8 protein-coding genes are annotated in these 15345 nt (G+C 44.3%); 3 read left to right on the plus strand and 5 right to left on the minus strand.

Annotated elements, in window-relative coordinates:
• Positions 1-197: 197 nt before the first annotated feature.
• Positions 198-3848 carry a DNA-directed RNA polymerase subunit beta' gene (gene rpoC, locus IGK14_RS16055; RefSeq protein ID WP_034871965.1) on the minus strand — a complete coding sequence of 1217 codons (3651 nt, stop codon included), beginning with the start codon at positions 3846-3848 and terminating at the stop codon, positions 198-200.
• Between the two features lie 87 nt (positions 3849-3935).
• On the minus strand, positions 3936-7553 hold the full coding sequence (rpoB, locus tag IGK14_RS16060) for a DNA-directed RNA polymerase subunit beta (RefSeq protein ID WP_008381746.1): 3618 nt from the start codon (positions 7551-7553) through the stop codon (positions 3936-3938).
• Positions 7554-7986: 433 nt separating this feature from the next.
• Here rpoB and IGK14_RS16065 point away from each other — a divergent pair, with 433 nt between their 5' ends.
• A complete protein-coding gene (locus IGK14_RS16065) occupies positions 7987-8949 on the plus strand; it encodes a biotin--[acetyl-CoA-carboxylase] ligase (protein WP_010748874.1) in 963 nt (320 codons plus the stop codon).
• 326 nt (positions 8950-9275) lie between these two features.
• Here IGK14_RS16065 and menA read toward each other — a convergent pair whose 3' ends face one another.
• The 3 genes from menA to pplA form a co-directional block, all read right to left on the minus strand.
• Positions 9276-10229: a 1,4-dihydroxy-2-naphthoate polyprenyltransferase gene (gene menA, locus IGK14_RS16070; RefSeq protein WP_438712620.1), complete on the minus strand. Its 954-nt coding sequence runs from the start codon at positions 10227-10229 to the stop codon at positions 9276-9278.
• A gap of 12 nt (positions 10230-10241) precedes the next feature.
• A complete protein-coding gene (locus tag IGK14_RS16075) occupies positions 10242-11318 on the minus strand; it encodes an FAD:protein FMN transferase (protein ID WP_005230331.1) in 1077 nt (358 codons plus the stop codon).
• 263 nt (positions 11319-11581) lie between these two features.
• On the minus strand, positions 11582-12520 hold the full coding sequence (gene pplA / locus IGK14_RS16080; RefSeq protein WP_010748872.1) for an extracellular electron transfer flavoprotein PplA: 939 nt from the start codon (positions 12518-12520) through the stop codon (positions 11582-11584).
• A gap of 269 nt (positions 12521-12789) precedes the next feature.
• On the opposite strand from pplA, the gene IGK14_RS16085 reads away from it, so the two are divergent.
• Together IGK14_RS16085 and IGK14_RS16090 are read left to right on the plus strand one after the other, a co-directional pair.
• Entirely contained in the window at positions 12790-14730 is a 1941-nt protein-coding gene (locus IGK14_RS16085) for an NAD(P)/FAD-dependent oxidoreductase (protein ID WP_005230327.1), read from the plus strand.
• 206 nt (positions 14731-14936) lie between these two features.
• Entirely contained in the window at positions 14937-15344 is a 408-nt protein-coding gene (locus tag IGK14_RS16090; protein WP_010748871.1) for a NusG domain II-containing protein, read from the plus strand.
• Position 15345 lies beyond the last annotated feature (1 nt).

The raw sequence follows: 15345 nt of genomic DNA on the forward strand, positions 1-15345 counted from the left end.
TTCTTAATCGATGTCCACTGATTTGGACATTTCAAAAATAACGCTTTCATTAATCGTTCCAAATGCCCTTTTTCTAGGATAAAAGAAGGACGCATTCTTTTTCGTAACATTTTCTTTTGCTAAACAAAAAAAGCTTGCCATTCCGAAGAATGACAAGCTTTTCCGTCACACTGAGTCAATCAGGTGCTGGGCATTGATTAGTTTTGGCTATTCAATGCGTCTTCAGCAGCCATTTGTGCTTCGATGTCTGAGATGCTGTAGACATTTTCGCTGGCAACTGTTACTTCTTTTGGTTCCATTTCACGGTAACGAGGCATACCAGTACCAGCTGGGATGATCTTACCGATGATAACATTTTCTTTCAATCCAAGAAGTGGATCTTTCTTGCCGCGGATCGCTGCATCGGTCAACACACGAGTGGTTTCTTGGAAGGACGCAGCAGACAAGAAGCTGTTGGTTTCCAAGGATGCTTTCGTGATCCCTAGTAGGACTGGACGGCTAGTTGCAGGAACGCCGCCGGCTACCAATGTGTCGTAGTTGCGGTCTTTAAAGTCGGCGATATCCAACAATGTTCCTGGCAAGATGCCTGAATCACCTGGATCCATGACGCGGACTTTACGCAGCATTTGACGAACCATTACTTCGATATGTTTGTCGCCGATTTCTACCCCTTGCATCCGGTAAACGCGTTGAACTTCCCGTAATAGGTAGTTTTCAACAGACAAGACATCGCGAACTTGTAACAGTTGTTTTGGATCGATCGAACCTTCTGTCAATGGTGCACCACGATGGATAAAGTCGCCTTCTGCTACTTTCATCCGGGCAGTATAAGGAACGGTATACGTACGCGTATCGGTTTCCCCTTTGATGGTCACTTCTTTGGTCCGAGTTGAAGGGTCTTCTGAGATATCGATGACTTCTCCGGTAACTTCGGTAATGACCGCTTGTCCTTTCGGATTACGGGCTTCAAAGATTTCTTGGACACGAGGGAGACCTTGCGTGATATCGTCTCCGGCAACCCCTCCGGTATGGAAGGTACGCATGGTCAACTGAGTACCAGGTTCACCGATTGATTGGGCAGCGATGGTACCGACTGCTTCCCCAACTTCAACTTCAGAACCAGTGGCTAAGTTGCGGCCATAACAATGTTTACATACACCATGTTTGGTGTTACATGTAAAGACAGAGCGAATGGATACTGTTTCGATACCAGCGTCCACGATGGCTTTAGCTAAATCTTCAGTGATCAATTCATTGACCCCTAGAAGGACTTCGCCAGTTTCAGGATGGATCACTGATTTACGTGTGTAACGTCCAATCAAACGTTCTTCTAAGGATTCGATGATCTCGTTTCCTTCGCGAATTGCTTGAATGTCTAAACCACGGTCAGTACCACAATCGTCTTCACGGATGATGACATCTTGGGCAACGTCAACGAGACGACGTGTCAAGTAACCGGAATCGGCTGTTTTCAAGGCGGTATCGGTCATCCCTTTACGGGCACCATGGGTCGAGATAAACATTTCTAAGACAGACAGACCTTCACGGAAGTTTGAGATGATCGGCAACTCCATGATTCGTCCGTTAGGCGCGGCCATCAATCCACGCATCCCAGCAAGCTGAGTAAAGTTGGAGATGTTACCACGGGCACCGGAATCAGACATCATGAAGATTGGGTTTTTCGCTTCCAATGATTCCATCAGTTTTAACTGAATTTCATCTTTGGCTGCATTCCAAACACCAATAACTCGTTCATAACGCTCGTCATCGGTAATCAACCCACGACGGAATTGTTTCGTGATCGTTTCTACTTGTTTGTGGGCATTGTCGATGATTTCATGTTTTTCGTGCAAGTTCATGATATCAGCGATACCAACGGTGATACCCGCCATTGTTGAGTGGCTGTATCCTAAGTCTTTCATGCGGTCAAGCATGCGTGACGTTTCAGTGATGCGGAAACGTTTGAAGACTTCTGAAATGATGTTTCCTAAGTTTTTCTTCTTGAATGGGCCAACAAGCTCTTGTTCTTTGATGAAGGCAGGCACATCTGTACCAGCTTCAATAAAGTACTTGTCTGGTGTTTGAACCGTCAAGTTGTAGTCTGTCGGTTCGTTCAGGAATGGGAATTCTGGTGGCATGATCGAGTTAAAGATCACTTTACCCACCGTTGTTACCATCAAGCGTTGTTTTTGTTCAGACGTGAATGGTTTGTCCCCTAAAGTGTTTGGATTGATGGCGATCCGTGTGTGTAAATGCACGTAGCCATTGCGCCATGCCGTAACTGCTTCGTCCATGTCACGGAAGATCATGCCTTCCCCTTCACGGCCTTCTTCTTCCATCGTCAAGTAGTAGTTCCCTAGGACCATATCCTGAGATGGTGTTACAACTGGTTTTCCGTCTTTTGGATTCAAAATGTTTTGGGCTGCTAACATCAGCATACGTGCTTCTGCTTGCGCTTCTTCGTTCAATGGTACGTGAACGGCCATTTGGTCTCCATCGAAATCGGCATTGTAGGCTTCACAAACAAGTGGGTGCAAACGAATGGCACGGCCTTCAACTAAGACTGGTTCAAATGCTTGGATACCTAATCTGTGAAGCGTAGGTGCCCGGTTCAATAGCACTGGATGTTCTCTGATAACATCTTCTAAGACATCCCAAACTTCGTCTTCTTGACGTTCGATTTTGCGTTTGGCATTTTTGATGTTTGACGCGATTTCACGAGAAACAAGTTCCCGCATCACGAATGGTTTGAACAATTCGATCGCCATTTCTTTTGGCAGACCACATTGGTACATTTTCAGGAATGGACCAACGACGATAACTGAACGACCTGAGTAGTCGACCCGTTTTCCTAGCAAGTTTTGACGGAAACGACCTTGTTTCCCTTTCAACATGTGAGAAAGAGATTTCAATGGGCGGTTCCCTGGCCCTGCAACTGGACGGCCGCGACGACCGTTATCGATCAAGGCATCGACTGCTTCTTGCAGCATCCGTTTTTCATTTTGAACGATGATGTTTGGTGCATTCAAGTCTAACAAGCGTTTCAAACGGTTGTTACGGTTGATTACACGACGATACAAGTCGTTCAAGTCACTTGTGGCAAAACGTCCACCTTCTAATTGCACCATTGGACGCAAATCAGGCGGGATAACTGGGATAACGTCCATGACCATCCAGCTTGGTTTGTTTCCTGAAGCACGGAATGCTTCTAAGATGTCCAAACGGCGGATCGCACGGGTCCGTTTTTGACCAGTCGCGTTTTTCAATTCTTCTTTTAATTCAGCAACTTCGCCTTCAAGATCAACGCCATCTAATAATTGTTTGATGGCTTCGGCACCCATCGCTGCTGAAAATTCTTGACCGTATTGGTCACGTTTTTCACGGTATTCCCGTTCAGTCAATAGTTGTTTTTTCTCAAGGCTGGTGTTTCCTGGTTCAATCACTACGTATGAAGCAAAGTAGATGATTTCTTCCAATGCACGTGGGCTCATGTCTAAGACAAGACCCATCCGTGAAGGAATGCCTTTGAAGTACCAAATGTGTGATACTGGTGCTGCTAGTTCAATGTGTCCCATGCGTTCACGACGCACTTTTGAACGTGTTACTTCCACGCCGCAACGGTCACAAACGATGCCTTTATAGCGGATCCGTTTGTATTTGCCGCAAGCACATTCCCAGTCTTTGGTTGGACCGAAAATACGCTCGTCAAACAACCCTTCGCGTTCAGGTTTTAACGTACGGTAGTTAATGGTTTCTGGTTTTTTTACTTCACCATAAGACCAGCTTCTGATTTTTTCAGGAGAAGCCAAACCGATTTGCATACTTTCGAATTTATTTACATCGATCAAAAAAGGTTCCCTCCATTTCATTTCATGGACATATCCGATAGAACGGGGGCTATTTCCGCTAGTGGCGGAAATAGCGAGGGCCGTCTATTATTGCAAGCGATCTTCTGCTGTCTCGATTTGTTGGTTCAACGCGTCGGCGGCATTTTTAGCTTCTGTTTGTGCTTTTTGTTCTAATTCACGGGCTGTTTGTTGCTCCGCAAATTTTGTTAAGGCATCAACGGTGATCAAATCATCATCGTCATCATCCATATCACGCAGTTCGATCTCTGCATCATCGATATCTAGGACACGCATGTCTAGACCCAGTGATTGCAATTCTTTTACTAATACGCGGAATGATTCTGGTACACCTGGTTTTGGAATTGGTTCCCCTTTGACGATCGCTTCGTATGTTTTCACACGACCAACCACGTCATCTGATTTGTAGGTCAAGATTTCTTGCAAGGTGTAAGCAGCACCGTATGCTTCCAGTGCCCAAACTTCCATCTCTCCGAAACGTTGTCCACCAAATTGGGCTTTTCCTCCCAATGGTTGTTGAGTAACCAATGAGTAAGGTCCAATGGAACGGGCATGCAATTTATCATCGACCATGTGGGCCAATTTGATCATGTACATGACACCAACGGAGATGCGGCCATCAAATGGTTCGCCGGTACGTCCGTCGTAAAGCACTGTTTTGGCATCGCTGGCCATTCCTGCTTCAGCAACCGTTGCCCAAACATCTTCATCGCTGGCACCATCAAAAACTGGTGTCGCCACGTGAATGCCTAGTTGACGCGCAGCCATTCCTAAGTGTAACTCTAATACTTGTCCAATGTTCATCCGAGAAGGTACCCCTAATGGGTTCAGCATGATATCGACTGGTGTGCCATCTGGTAAGAAAGGCATGTCTTCTTCTGGCATAATGCGAGAAACGACCCCTTTGTTTCCGTGACGTCCGGCCATTTTATCCCCTTCATGGATTTTCCGTTTTTGAACGATATAAACGCGAACCAGCATGTTCACACCTGGTGACAATTCATCGCCAGCTTCGCGGGTAAAGATTTTGACATCGTGGACGATTCCTCCGCCGCCGTGAGGCACACGTAGAGAAGTGTCACGCACTTCGCGGGCTTTTTCACCAAAGATTGCGTGCAACAAACGCTCTTCTGCTGAAAGTTCCGTTACCCCTTTTGGCGTGACTTTCCCAACAAGCAGATCGCCATCTTTGACTTCCGCACCAATGCGGATAATCCCCATTTCGTCTAGGTCTTTCAATGCGTCTTCCCCAACGTTCGGGATTTCGCGAGTGATTTCTTCAGGTCCTAATTTTGTGTCGCGGGCTTCTGATTCATATTCTTCAATATGGACAGAAGTGTAAACATCATCTTTCACCAAACGACGGCTCATGATGATGGCATCTTCATAGTTGTACCCTTCCCAAGTCATGAATGCGACTAAGACGTTTTGTCCTAGTGCCATTTCGCCTTGTTCCATAGATGGGCCATCTGCTAAGATGTCGCCTTTTTCCACTTTTTCACCAAGTGCTACTAATGGACGTTGGTTGTAGCTGGTTCCTGAGTTTGAACGACGGAATTTGGTAACAGAATAAACGTCCAATGCGCCATTGTCACGACGAACGCGCACTTCGGCTGCATCCACGTATTCTACGATTCCATCATGTTTACATAACAAAGCAGCTCCTGAGTCATGTGCTGATTTGTATTCCATACCAGTACCAACCCAAGGTGCTTTCGGATTGATCAATGGTACAGCTTGCCGCTGCATGTTGGCACCCATCAAGGCACGGTTGGAGTCATCGTTTTCCAAGAAAGGAATACATGCGGTTGCGACTGCGACTACTTGTTTTGGTGATACGTCCATGTAGTCGACTTTATCGATCGAAACTTCCAAGTTTTCAGAAGTAGCACGCGCCATAACAACGTCGTTTACGAAAGAGCCGTCTTCATTTAACAAGCTGTTTGCTTGGGCCACAACGTAGTGGTCTTCGGTATCGGCAGTCAAGTAATCGATCTTGTCAGTAACACGGCCTGTTTCGCGGTCAACTCGACGGTATGGTGTTTCAATGAAGCCATACTTGTTGACTTTGGCATAAGAGGCCAAGCTGTTGATCAACCCGATGTTTGGTCCCTCAGGCGTTTCGATCGGACACATACGGCCATAGTGGGAATAGTGAACGTCTCGGACTTCATAGCCGGCACGGTCACGGGTCAAACCACCAGGTCCTAAGGCAGATAGACGACGTTTATGGGTCAACTCACCCAGTGGGTTTGTTTGGTCCATGAACTGTGACAACTGAGAAGAACCAAAGAATTCTTTGATACTTGCGACAACCGGACGAATATTGATCAATTGTTGCGGTGTCAAGGTTTCGGTGTCTTGGATCGACATCCGTTCACGCACGACACGTTCCATCCGAGCAAGCCCGATCCGGAATTGGTTTTGCAATAATTCACCAACAGAACGAATCCGACGGTTTCCTAAGTGGTCGATGTCATCGACATTGCCAATGCCTTCCATCAAGTTGAAGAAGTAGCTCATTGAAGCAATGATGTCTGCTGGACGAACCGTACGTGTAGCAGTATCTGGATAGCCATTACCGATCACGTTGACTTCTTGTTCTGGATCTTTTGGTGAAAAGACTTTGATGACTTGGACGGTCATTGGTTCGGTAACGACCCCATCTTCTGATGGATAGTACGTTACACTGTTTAGGCCATTATCGATAAATGCGCCTAGTGTTTCCATGACTTGGTGAGTCAAAACAGTGCCTTTTTCAACAATGATCTCGCCTGTTTCAGGGTCAACCAAGGTTTCTGCTAAGGTCAAGTTCAATAGACGTGTTTTCAAGTCTAATTTTTTGTTTACTTTGTAACGACCAACATTTGCTAAGTCGTAACGTTTTGGATCGAAGAAACGTGCGTTCAGCAAGCTGCGTGAGCTGTCTGCTGTTTTTGGCTCGCCTGGACGAAGACGTTCGTAAACATCTTTCAATCCTTCTTCGGTACGAGAATCGCTTGCGTTTTTATGCAAGTCTTTTTCGATCGTGTTGCGCAATGATTCACTGTCGCCGAAAATTTCAAAGATCGTATCATCAGAACCAAACCCTAGGGCACGGACTAAGACCGTCAAAGGAATTTTACGGGTACGGTCAATCCGTACGTAAGAGATATCTTTGGCATCAGTTTCCATTTCTAACCACGCACCGCGGTTAGGGATAACAGTTGAACCAAAGCCTTCTTTGCCGTTTTTATCGACTTTGCCATGGAAATATACACCTGGAGAGCGGACCAACTGAGAAACGATAACCCGTTCTGCCCCGTTGATGATAAAAGTTCCTTGTTCAGTCATTAATGGGAAATCACCAAAGAATACTTCTTGGGATTTGATTTCCCCAGTTTCACGGTTCGTCAAACGCAAAGTAACATGTAATGGTGCAGAATAGTTTGCATCATGGGCACGGGCTTCTTCTACTGTATACTTTGGTTCTTTCAATTCATAATCCACAAATTCTAGGGACAAGTTACCGTTGAATCCTTCGATTGGCAAAATATCTTCAAACATTTCTCTTAGGCCCTCATCTAGGAACCATTGGTAAGAGTCGGTTTGAATTTCAATCAAATTCGGTAATTCTAATACTTCACTGATCCGTGCGAAACTTCTACGTTCGCGATGCTTTCCGTATTTTACTACGTGTCCAGCCAAGCTCTTCACCTCTTCATAAAGTCTTTCAAAAAGGCTATCCGATTATTTACAAAACTGTAACAAATATTAAACATAGGTTACAGAAAGCATTTTTTGCGGCTTTTAGGCAAAAAAAAACCAAAAATAGAACGGATGCATTGGGCATTTTCTACTTTTGTTTCCTTATTCCTAAGCCGAAACGGACAATATTTCGTTTCTGCTTTTTTCGTTCAGATAGTTTTTGCAACTCCTTATTATACAGATGAAGTAGTTTTCTGTCAAGCTCTCATTGGAAGTTACAATGCTTTTCTGACGCACCCATTTCCTAAGATTTTCTAAAGAAAAAAACAAGGCTGGTGAGGACTGTTTTTCGTAAGAAACTACTTTGCTTTTTGCCGATTTCTTGCTATGCTAACGAAAACGTTACACGTGAAACATTAGGAAGGATATCCTTATGACGACAAAAGAAAAAATACTGACCTTATTACAAAAAGAAGATACTGTACTGTCCGGAGAAAAACTAGCTCAAGCCTTGTCGATCTCTCGTACAGCAGTCTGGAAAGCCATTAAAGAACTTGAGAAAGAAGGCTATCATTTCGAACACTTGGCCAACGGCTATCGCTTTGTCTCCGCTGACCGCTACGATCAAGCAGCACTTGCAGCCGCCTTGCCGATGATCCCCACGATTCAAATCAAGGATGCTGTTGAGTCCACCATGAAAGAAGCCAAGATCGCCGCTTTGGACAGTGGACTGGCAACCCCCGCCCTTTTTTTGACCGAAACGCAAACAGGCGGTCATGGCCGCTTCGAACGACCATTTTTCTCACCGAAAAAACAAGGGATCTACATGAGCTTGCTCTTAAAACCAAACCAAGCGTTTCAAGAATTGCCGCAATATACCGTTTTGGCAGCGGTGGCAGTCGCAGAAGCCATCGATGCCCTTCTAATGAAGGAAACGGCCATTAAGTGGGTCAACGATCTGTACTTAGATGGAAAAAAAATCTGCGGTATTTTGTCTGAAGCAACCAGTGACTTTGAAACAGGCCGCATTACCTCGGTTGTAATCGGTATCGGCATCAGTTTTTCGATTCCGCAACAGCAGTTTCCAGCAGAGATTCGGGAAAAAGCGACCTCACTCTTTCCTGGTGAAGAGTATCCAACCTTTTCTCGAGCCGCGTTGATTCAAGAAATTTGGCGTCGGTTCTTCCAATTATTGGCGCAACTGCCTGACATGGATTATATGGCCCGCTATCGGCAGAAGTCCTTCGTTTTGGGCCGCCCCGTTCAGTTTACACAACAAGGTGTGACCTATGAAGGAATCGCCAAAGACATTACTAACACAGGTGAATTAGTGGTGGAAACAGCAACGGAGCGCAAGGTGCTTTCTTCTGGAGAAATCAGTTTGGACCGGTATTGATGCTGCAAAAAGTCGCAAATCCGCTTGCTGATTCGCTGCTTTCGTAAGGAATCAGTCAAGCATAAATGCTCCATAAGCAGACCTGCTTATTCCGAAGGTTTATACAAAAGAACAACCTAGGCAGCTCCCCTTTCTATCGGGATTAGCTACTGTCACTAAAACTTTACTGTTGCAATCAGGATCGCAAAGAAAGCGAGCCTCATCTTTTCATACTAAGTAGGATGCTCGTTCTTTTATCATGCCTTTTCTACAGTTTTTACACGCTATTTCATTCCCCACATAAAAAAGATCGACCTGCTCTTTCAAGAGCGGGTCGATCTTTTCTTTTACAGCAATTGCCACAGCAGGCACAAAAGTAAGCCCAAGGCATAGCTGCTGTTGAATAAAATCATGTTTTTAATCGAATAGCCGAAGCTATGTGGGTGGGGCAGGCTGGCTTGATGTTCTTTCAAGTTTTGGCGGATTTTTGGCAGTGTTAGAAACACGAGCAAAATCGGCCATTGAAAGAGTCCAAACAAGAGGCCCAATAAAATAGCGGCATAAGACGCCAACATCATGCCATGAAACAGACGGATACCTGCTTCGCGACCGATGTAGTACACCAGCGTGTAGCGATGGTTTTCGATGTCGGCTTCCAGATCCCGTAAGTTATTGGCTAACATGATGTCAGCAATCGTGAAAATCAATGGCAAGGATGCCAACACGATGGCACACACAGCCCAGAGATTCCCCACTAAGCCAAAGGTTCCGTTCGCAAAATCCAGTGCCAGATAAAAAACTTTTTGATCAATGGTATTGATATAGATCGTGATGGCAAAAATCCCTAATCCCATCGTTACACCGCTGAATACCTCGCCTAAAGGCATCCGCGATAACGGAATGGGGCCAAAGGTATAAAAGACCCCGATAAAACAAACCACCAGCCCCATCACTAGCAGCAGCCAGCCGGTAACAAAGGTCAAGTAAAGACCGATCAGTAAGGTTCCTGCCAGCATCGCAAAAATCAGATTGCGAACAGTAGCTTCTGAGATGTTTTCGCGCCCGATCACATTGTGCTGGTATTTGTAGGTCTCTGATTTGGCTTTTTTGAAATCCATATAATTGTTGATGGACGTCGTCGTCAAATCAAACAGCAGCATCCCCAGAAAAAAAATTACAGTATTCAACGGATGAAATTCATGAAAATACACCAACGAGAACAACACACCCATAATGAAGGGGAAGACACTCGCCACCTTGGTGCGGATCTCCACCACTTCTAAAAACACTGAAAGAGACATCTTTCACTCCTCCTATTCTAAATCAGCACGATCACCCATCGTGTAGCCTGATTCCTCTGAAAGCTCAAAGGTATCTTTGATGCCGTCTGTTACGTACACTTTATCTTCTTTTGTGATAAAGATCGCATCGGTTCCCTTTTCGGTATGCTGTTCGATATAAGCCAAGCCTTCTTTGACTCCTTTATCAAACGCCACCGTAGTCAACCCGTCACCATCGATGGATTTGTCAGTGATCACAGTCACACTTGCTACATCGCTATCGTAAGGATAGCCAGTCTCAGAATCAAAAATATGGTGATACGTTTTGCCGTCTACTTCTAAGTAGCGTTCGTAGATCCCTGAAGTAACTACTGTTTTATTGGTTTCTTTGATACTGCCGATAATCGAGCCGCGAGATTTGTTTGGATCTTGGATTCCGACATTCCATGGCTCATCTGCACCGCGGTTGCTATGACCTAACACATAGACATTCCCGCCCAAATCGACGATCGCGGAAGTCACGCCATTGTCCTTCAGCACTTTGACGACTTCATCCGTGATGTAGCCTTTGGCGATCGCCCCAAGGTCAAGGATCATGTCCTTGTCTTTTAAATACACCGTGTGGTCTTCGTCGTTAAACTCGACTTGTTCATAATTGATATGTTTCAACGCTTCATCGATCTCAGATTGCTCTGGCTTGCGGGCATCATCAAAGCCGATTCGCCATAATTGGGTGATGGCACCGATGGCCATATTAAAGCCGCCTTCTGATTTCACACTATAATCATAGGCTTCTTTCAACAAATAATAGATATCATCTGAGACCTTCACTGGCTTGATGCCAGCTTGCGCATTGATTTCATCGATCTCTGACCCAGCTTGGTTGATGGTGATTTTATCGCCTAACTCTCTGATGCGGTCAAAAGCAGGCTTCATAGCGTCCTCTTTGCCTTCATCATAAATGCGAATCCGAGTATACGTACCTAATAAAAATTCTTCTTGAAAATATGGTTCTTCTCGCAGCGTCGTTGCTTCCTGATCACTGCCGCAGGCTGCCAACATTGTGCCTAAAAAAACAAACATCAGAAAAAACGTTACTTTCTTTTTCATGATTTTCCTCTTTTCTATTGTCTTCAACCTTCATATAATAGCCTTTTTTTGGCAGAATGAAAAGGGGCATTCCGTGATTCCTCAACGTATTTTAGGAATCCTTAATCGAACCTTTTCTTCTTTGTAAAAAACCATTCTTTTTTAAAAAACCTTCCCACCAGATTGCTTCCTTTTGCACGAACTTGCTTTTGTGACCTTGTTGCCCACGAAAAAAAGACAGCACTCAAAGCGAATGCTGTCCTCTTCATGGAAAGAAGTTGTGATTATTCAGTAACGAAGTTATCGACTTCAATGGTTGTTTGGTCACCTTTTTCAGCTGCATTCAACAATTGTTGTGCATAGATAACAAAGCTGTGGAAGCTGTGGGTTGCACCAGAAACGACGTCCATGTCTGCCACAGAACCATCTTCAGCATTGACTGCAGAAACAAAAGCTTCATTGAAGTTTGGAATGAATTCTTCTGGACCAGTACCAGATTTTGCTTCCATGTTTTCATTGTATTCTGCATCATCTTTTTTCGACTCGCCGGCTTCGTTTAGGTAGTCGTAGTTTGATTCAGCGATTTTGCCGTCAGCCACAGTCATTGAGAAGACCACGCGGTAACCGTTTGAGTAGTTCTTTTCTTCTAATGTATAGGTTCCGTCTTGCAAGTCTGCACCATTGTCGATTTCAATGGTTTCCGTGTTGCCTGCTTGCGCCGCTTGGATCAATTGTTGTGCATAGTTTTGGAAGGAATCAAAGGAATGAGTCGCGCCAGAAACTACTTCGATTGAAGAAGGGCTTTGTGCGGCAACTAATTCTTCATTGAATTTAGGAATAAATTCTTCTGGGCTGATGCCTGCTTTTTCTTTCATCGTTTCATTGTATTCAGTGTTTTCTGTTTTTGATTCGCCATCAGCATTCACGTTGTCATATTTTGATTCAACGATTTTGCCGTCTTTGACTGTGATCTCAAATGTGACACGGTAGTCGTTTTTGTAGTTCTTTTCTTCTAAACGATACGTCCCATCTTGCATTGGCTCGCCCGCAACAACGGTTGCTTCCGTGCTTTCTGTTGATGCTGAATCGCTTGCAGAAGTTTGTGATGTACTTTCACTAGTTGACGAAGAATCTGTGTTATTGTCATCTGCTCCGCAACCCCCTAACAACATTGCTGAGAATAAAAATACCGCCATACCTACAATCAATTTCTTTGCTTTCATAATTATCCACCTTTTACTTGTTTATTTTCCCCACAAAAAGTTTGTGATACATCTAACATTGTAAAGTAAATTTACGATATGTCAACCGCTTCCTTTCCGCTTTTTCAATAAAAAATGACTTATTTTTTGATTTTCGCAAGTTTTCACGAATTTCAGGAAATATGCGTTTTTTTCATCAGAATCGTTAGACAAATGAACCATTTGTCTATATAATAGGAACGATTGTGTAATTATTATCATAGATTATTTTTATTAAGGAGAGATTTGCAATGGCAAAGAAAAACATTGTCGTTGTCGGTGCCGGTTATGCAGGCGTTTCTGCTACGAAGTACATGGCAAAGAAATTGAAAAAAGACAATGATGTTGAGATAACATTGATCGACCGTCACTCTTATCATACGATGATGACTGAACTGCATGAAGTCGCTGGAGGACGTGTAGAACCTACCGCAATTCAATATGACTTGCAGCGCTTGTTCTCACGCAAGAAAAATGTTCGTTTAGTAACCGATACAGTAACTGGGATCGATAAAGAAAATAAAACCGTCCAAACAAAATTAGGCAGCTATTCATTTGACTACTTGATCTTAGGGATGGGTGGCGAACCGAATGACTTCGGTACACCTGGTGTCAAAGAAAATGGCTTTACTCTATGGTCATTTGACGATGCTGTCCGCATTCGCGAACACATTGAAAAAACTGTCGCAAAAGCAGCGATCGAACCAGATGCAGCATTACGTAAAGCAATGTTGACGTTTGTCGTTTGTGGTTCTGGATTTACTGGGATCGAAATGATCGGTGAACTGATCGATTGGAAAGATCGTTTAGCTTCCGATTATAAATTGGACCCAAGTGAAATCAGCTTGAAAGTCGTTGAAGCAATGCCAACGATCTTAAACATGCTTGATCGTAACGATGCAGCCAAAGCAGAACGTTACTTGAAGAAAAACAATGTTGATCTTGTCTTGAATGCACCAATCGTTGAAGTGGCACCTGACCACATCAAACTAAAAGATGGTTCAACGATCCCAACCCACACATTAATCTGGACTGCCGGCGTCAAAGGAACTAGCGATGCTGCTGATTTCGGTTTAGAAACCGCTCGTGGTTTCCGTCTAGTTGCCAATGAGTACATGGAAGCAAAAGGCTACGAAGACAAAAACATCTATATTATTGGTGACTTGGTTTACTTCGAAGAATTCCCGAACACACCAACACCACAAATCGTGCAAGCAGCTGAACAAACTGGGCACACTGCAGCAACGAATATCGTTTCAGCCATCAAAGGCGGCGAAAAACATAAATTCAAAGGAAACTACCAAGGATTTATGGTTTCCATCGGTGCCAAATGGGGCGTGGCGAACTTATTCAATAAGATTCACCTGAGCGGTTTCTTAGCGATCATTATGAAACATATCGTTAACTTGAAATACTTCTTTGATATTCGTTCTGGTTACTACATGTTCCAATACTTGATGCATGAAATCTTCCACATCAAAGATGACCGGACAGTCGCTCGTGGTCATACGTCTCGTTACGGAAACGTCTTGTGGAGTGTTCCGCTTCGTATTTTCTATGGTCTTGTCTGGTTCGTTGAAGCCTTCAAGAAAATTTTGGGTACGAATGGGGAAGTCTTCAAACCTGGTACTTGGTTCGGTGAAGGTTCTTGGTTCCAAGGCAACAGCGTTTTCCCTTGGACCTGGGAATACCAAACAGTCGCTGATGCAGCAAGTGGTGCTAGTGAAGCAGCCGATGCAGCAAGTGCCGCTAGTGGTGCCGGTGAAGCAGCCGATGCAGCGACACAAGCCGCACACTTCGGTTTGAGCTATGCCTACGGTGAGCAACCAATGATCGTGATTGAAAAATCACCTGACTGGTTCACAAAAGTTATGCAATTTATCATGCCAAACAACGACGTTGCAATGTTCTTCCAAAAATTCATGGTCTTCTTTGAAATTGCTTTAGCTCTTGCATTGATGGCTGGTCTCTTCACTTGGTTAGTAAACGCAACGACTATCGTTTTAGTGTTGACTTTCTGTATGTCTGGTATGTTCTACTGGGTAAACATCTGGTTCATTCCAGTTGCATTTGCCTTGATGAACGGTTCAGGACGCGCAGTCGGTTTAGACCGTTGGGTAATCCCATGGTTGCAACGTACCCTTGGAAAATGGTGGTACGGTACCCCTCGCTCCTTATACGGCAATAAATAAGCCAGCAAAATAGAATACCTGTACGACTTCATGAGACTAAGACATTCTGATTTTCAATCAGTGTCTTGGTCTCTTTCCAAGTACAGAACTTTTTCTTGATCGTCCTTGCACAGAAATCGGTGGATTATTGAGGATTCAGCTAGTAGAATCTTGTCTTCTTATGCTAGAATGAGACACATCACATGAAAGAACAGGAGTCTTTTTTGATGAAATTAAAAGAATTTATCCGCGATGCCCATTTAAAACCATGGGATGGCGTCATCATACTAGTTTTGATCCTCAGCTCTTTTTTACCGATTTTTATTTTTGGCCAGACGCAAACAGCGGACAAAGAAGCCGTCTTGCGGGTCGATGGGACAGAAATCAAGCGTTTTGACTTAGTTGAAGGTCAAAAAACGTACACCTATCTTTATGAAGATGAAGATGGCGATACCAATTTACTGGAGATCGAAGGGGATCGGATCCGAATCAAGGAAGCCGATTGCGGCGACCAGATTTGTGTCCGCCGTGGCTGGGCCAGTAAAAATGGGGAAACCATTGTCTGTCTGCCTCATAAATTGGTGATCGAAATCCAAGCCGCAGATGGGAGTGAGACCGACGATCTAATCTATTGAT

Source organism: Enterococcus sp. DIV0970a, assembly GCF_051711265.1.
Taxonomy (GTDB): Bacteria; Bacillota; Bacilli; order Lactobacillales; family Enterococcaceae; genus Enterococcus_D; species Enterococcus_D casseliflavus.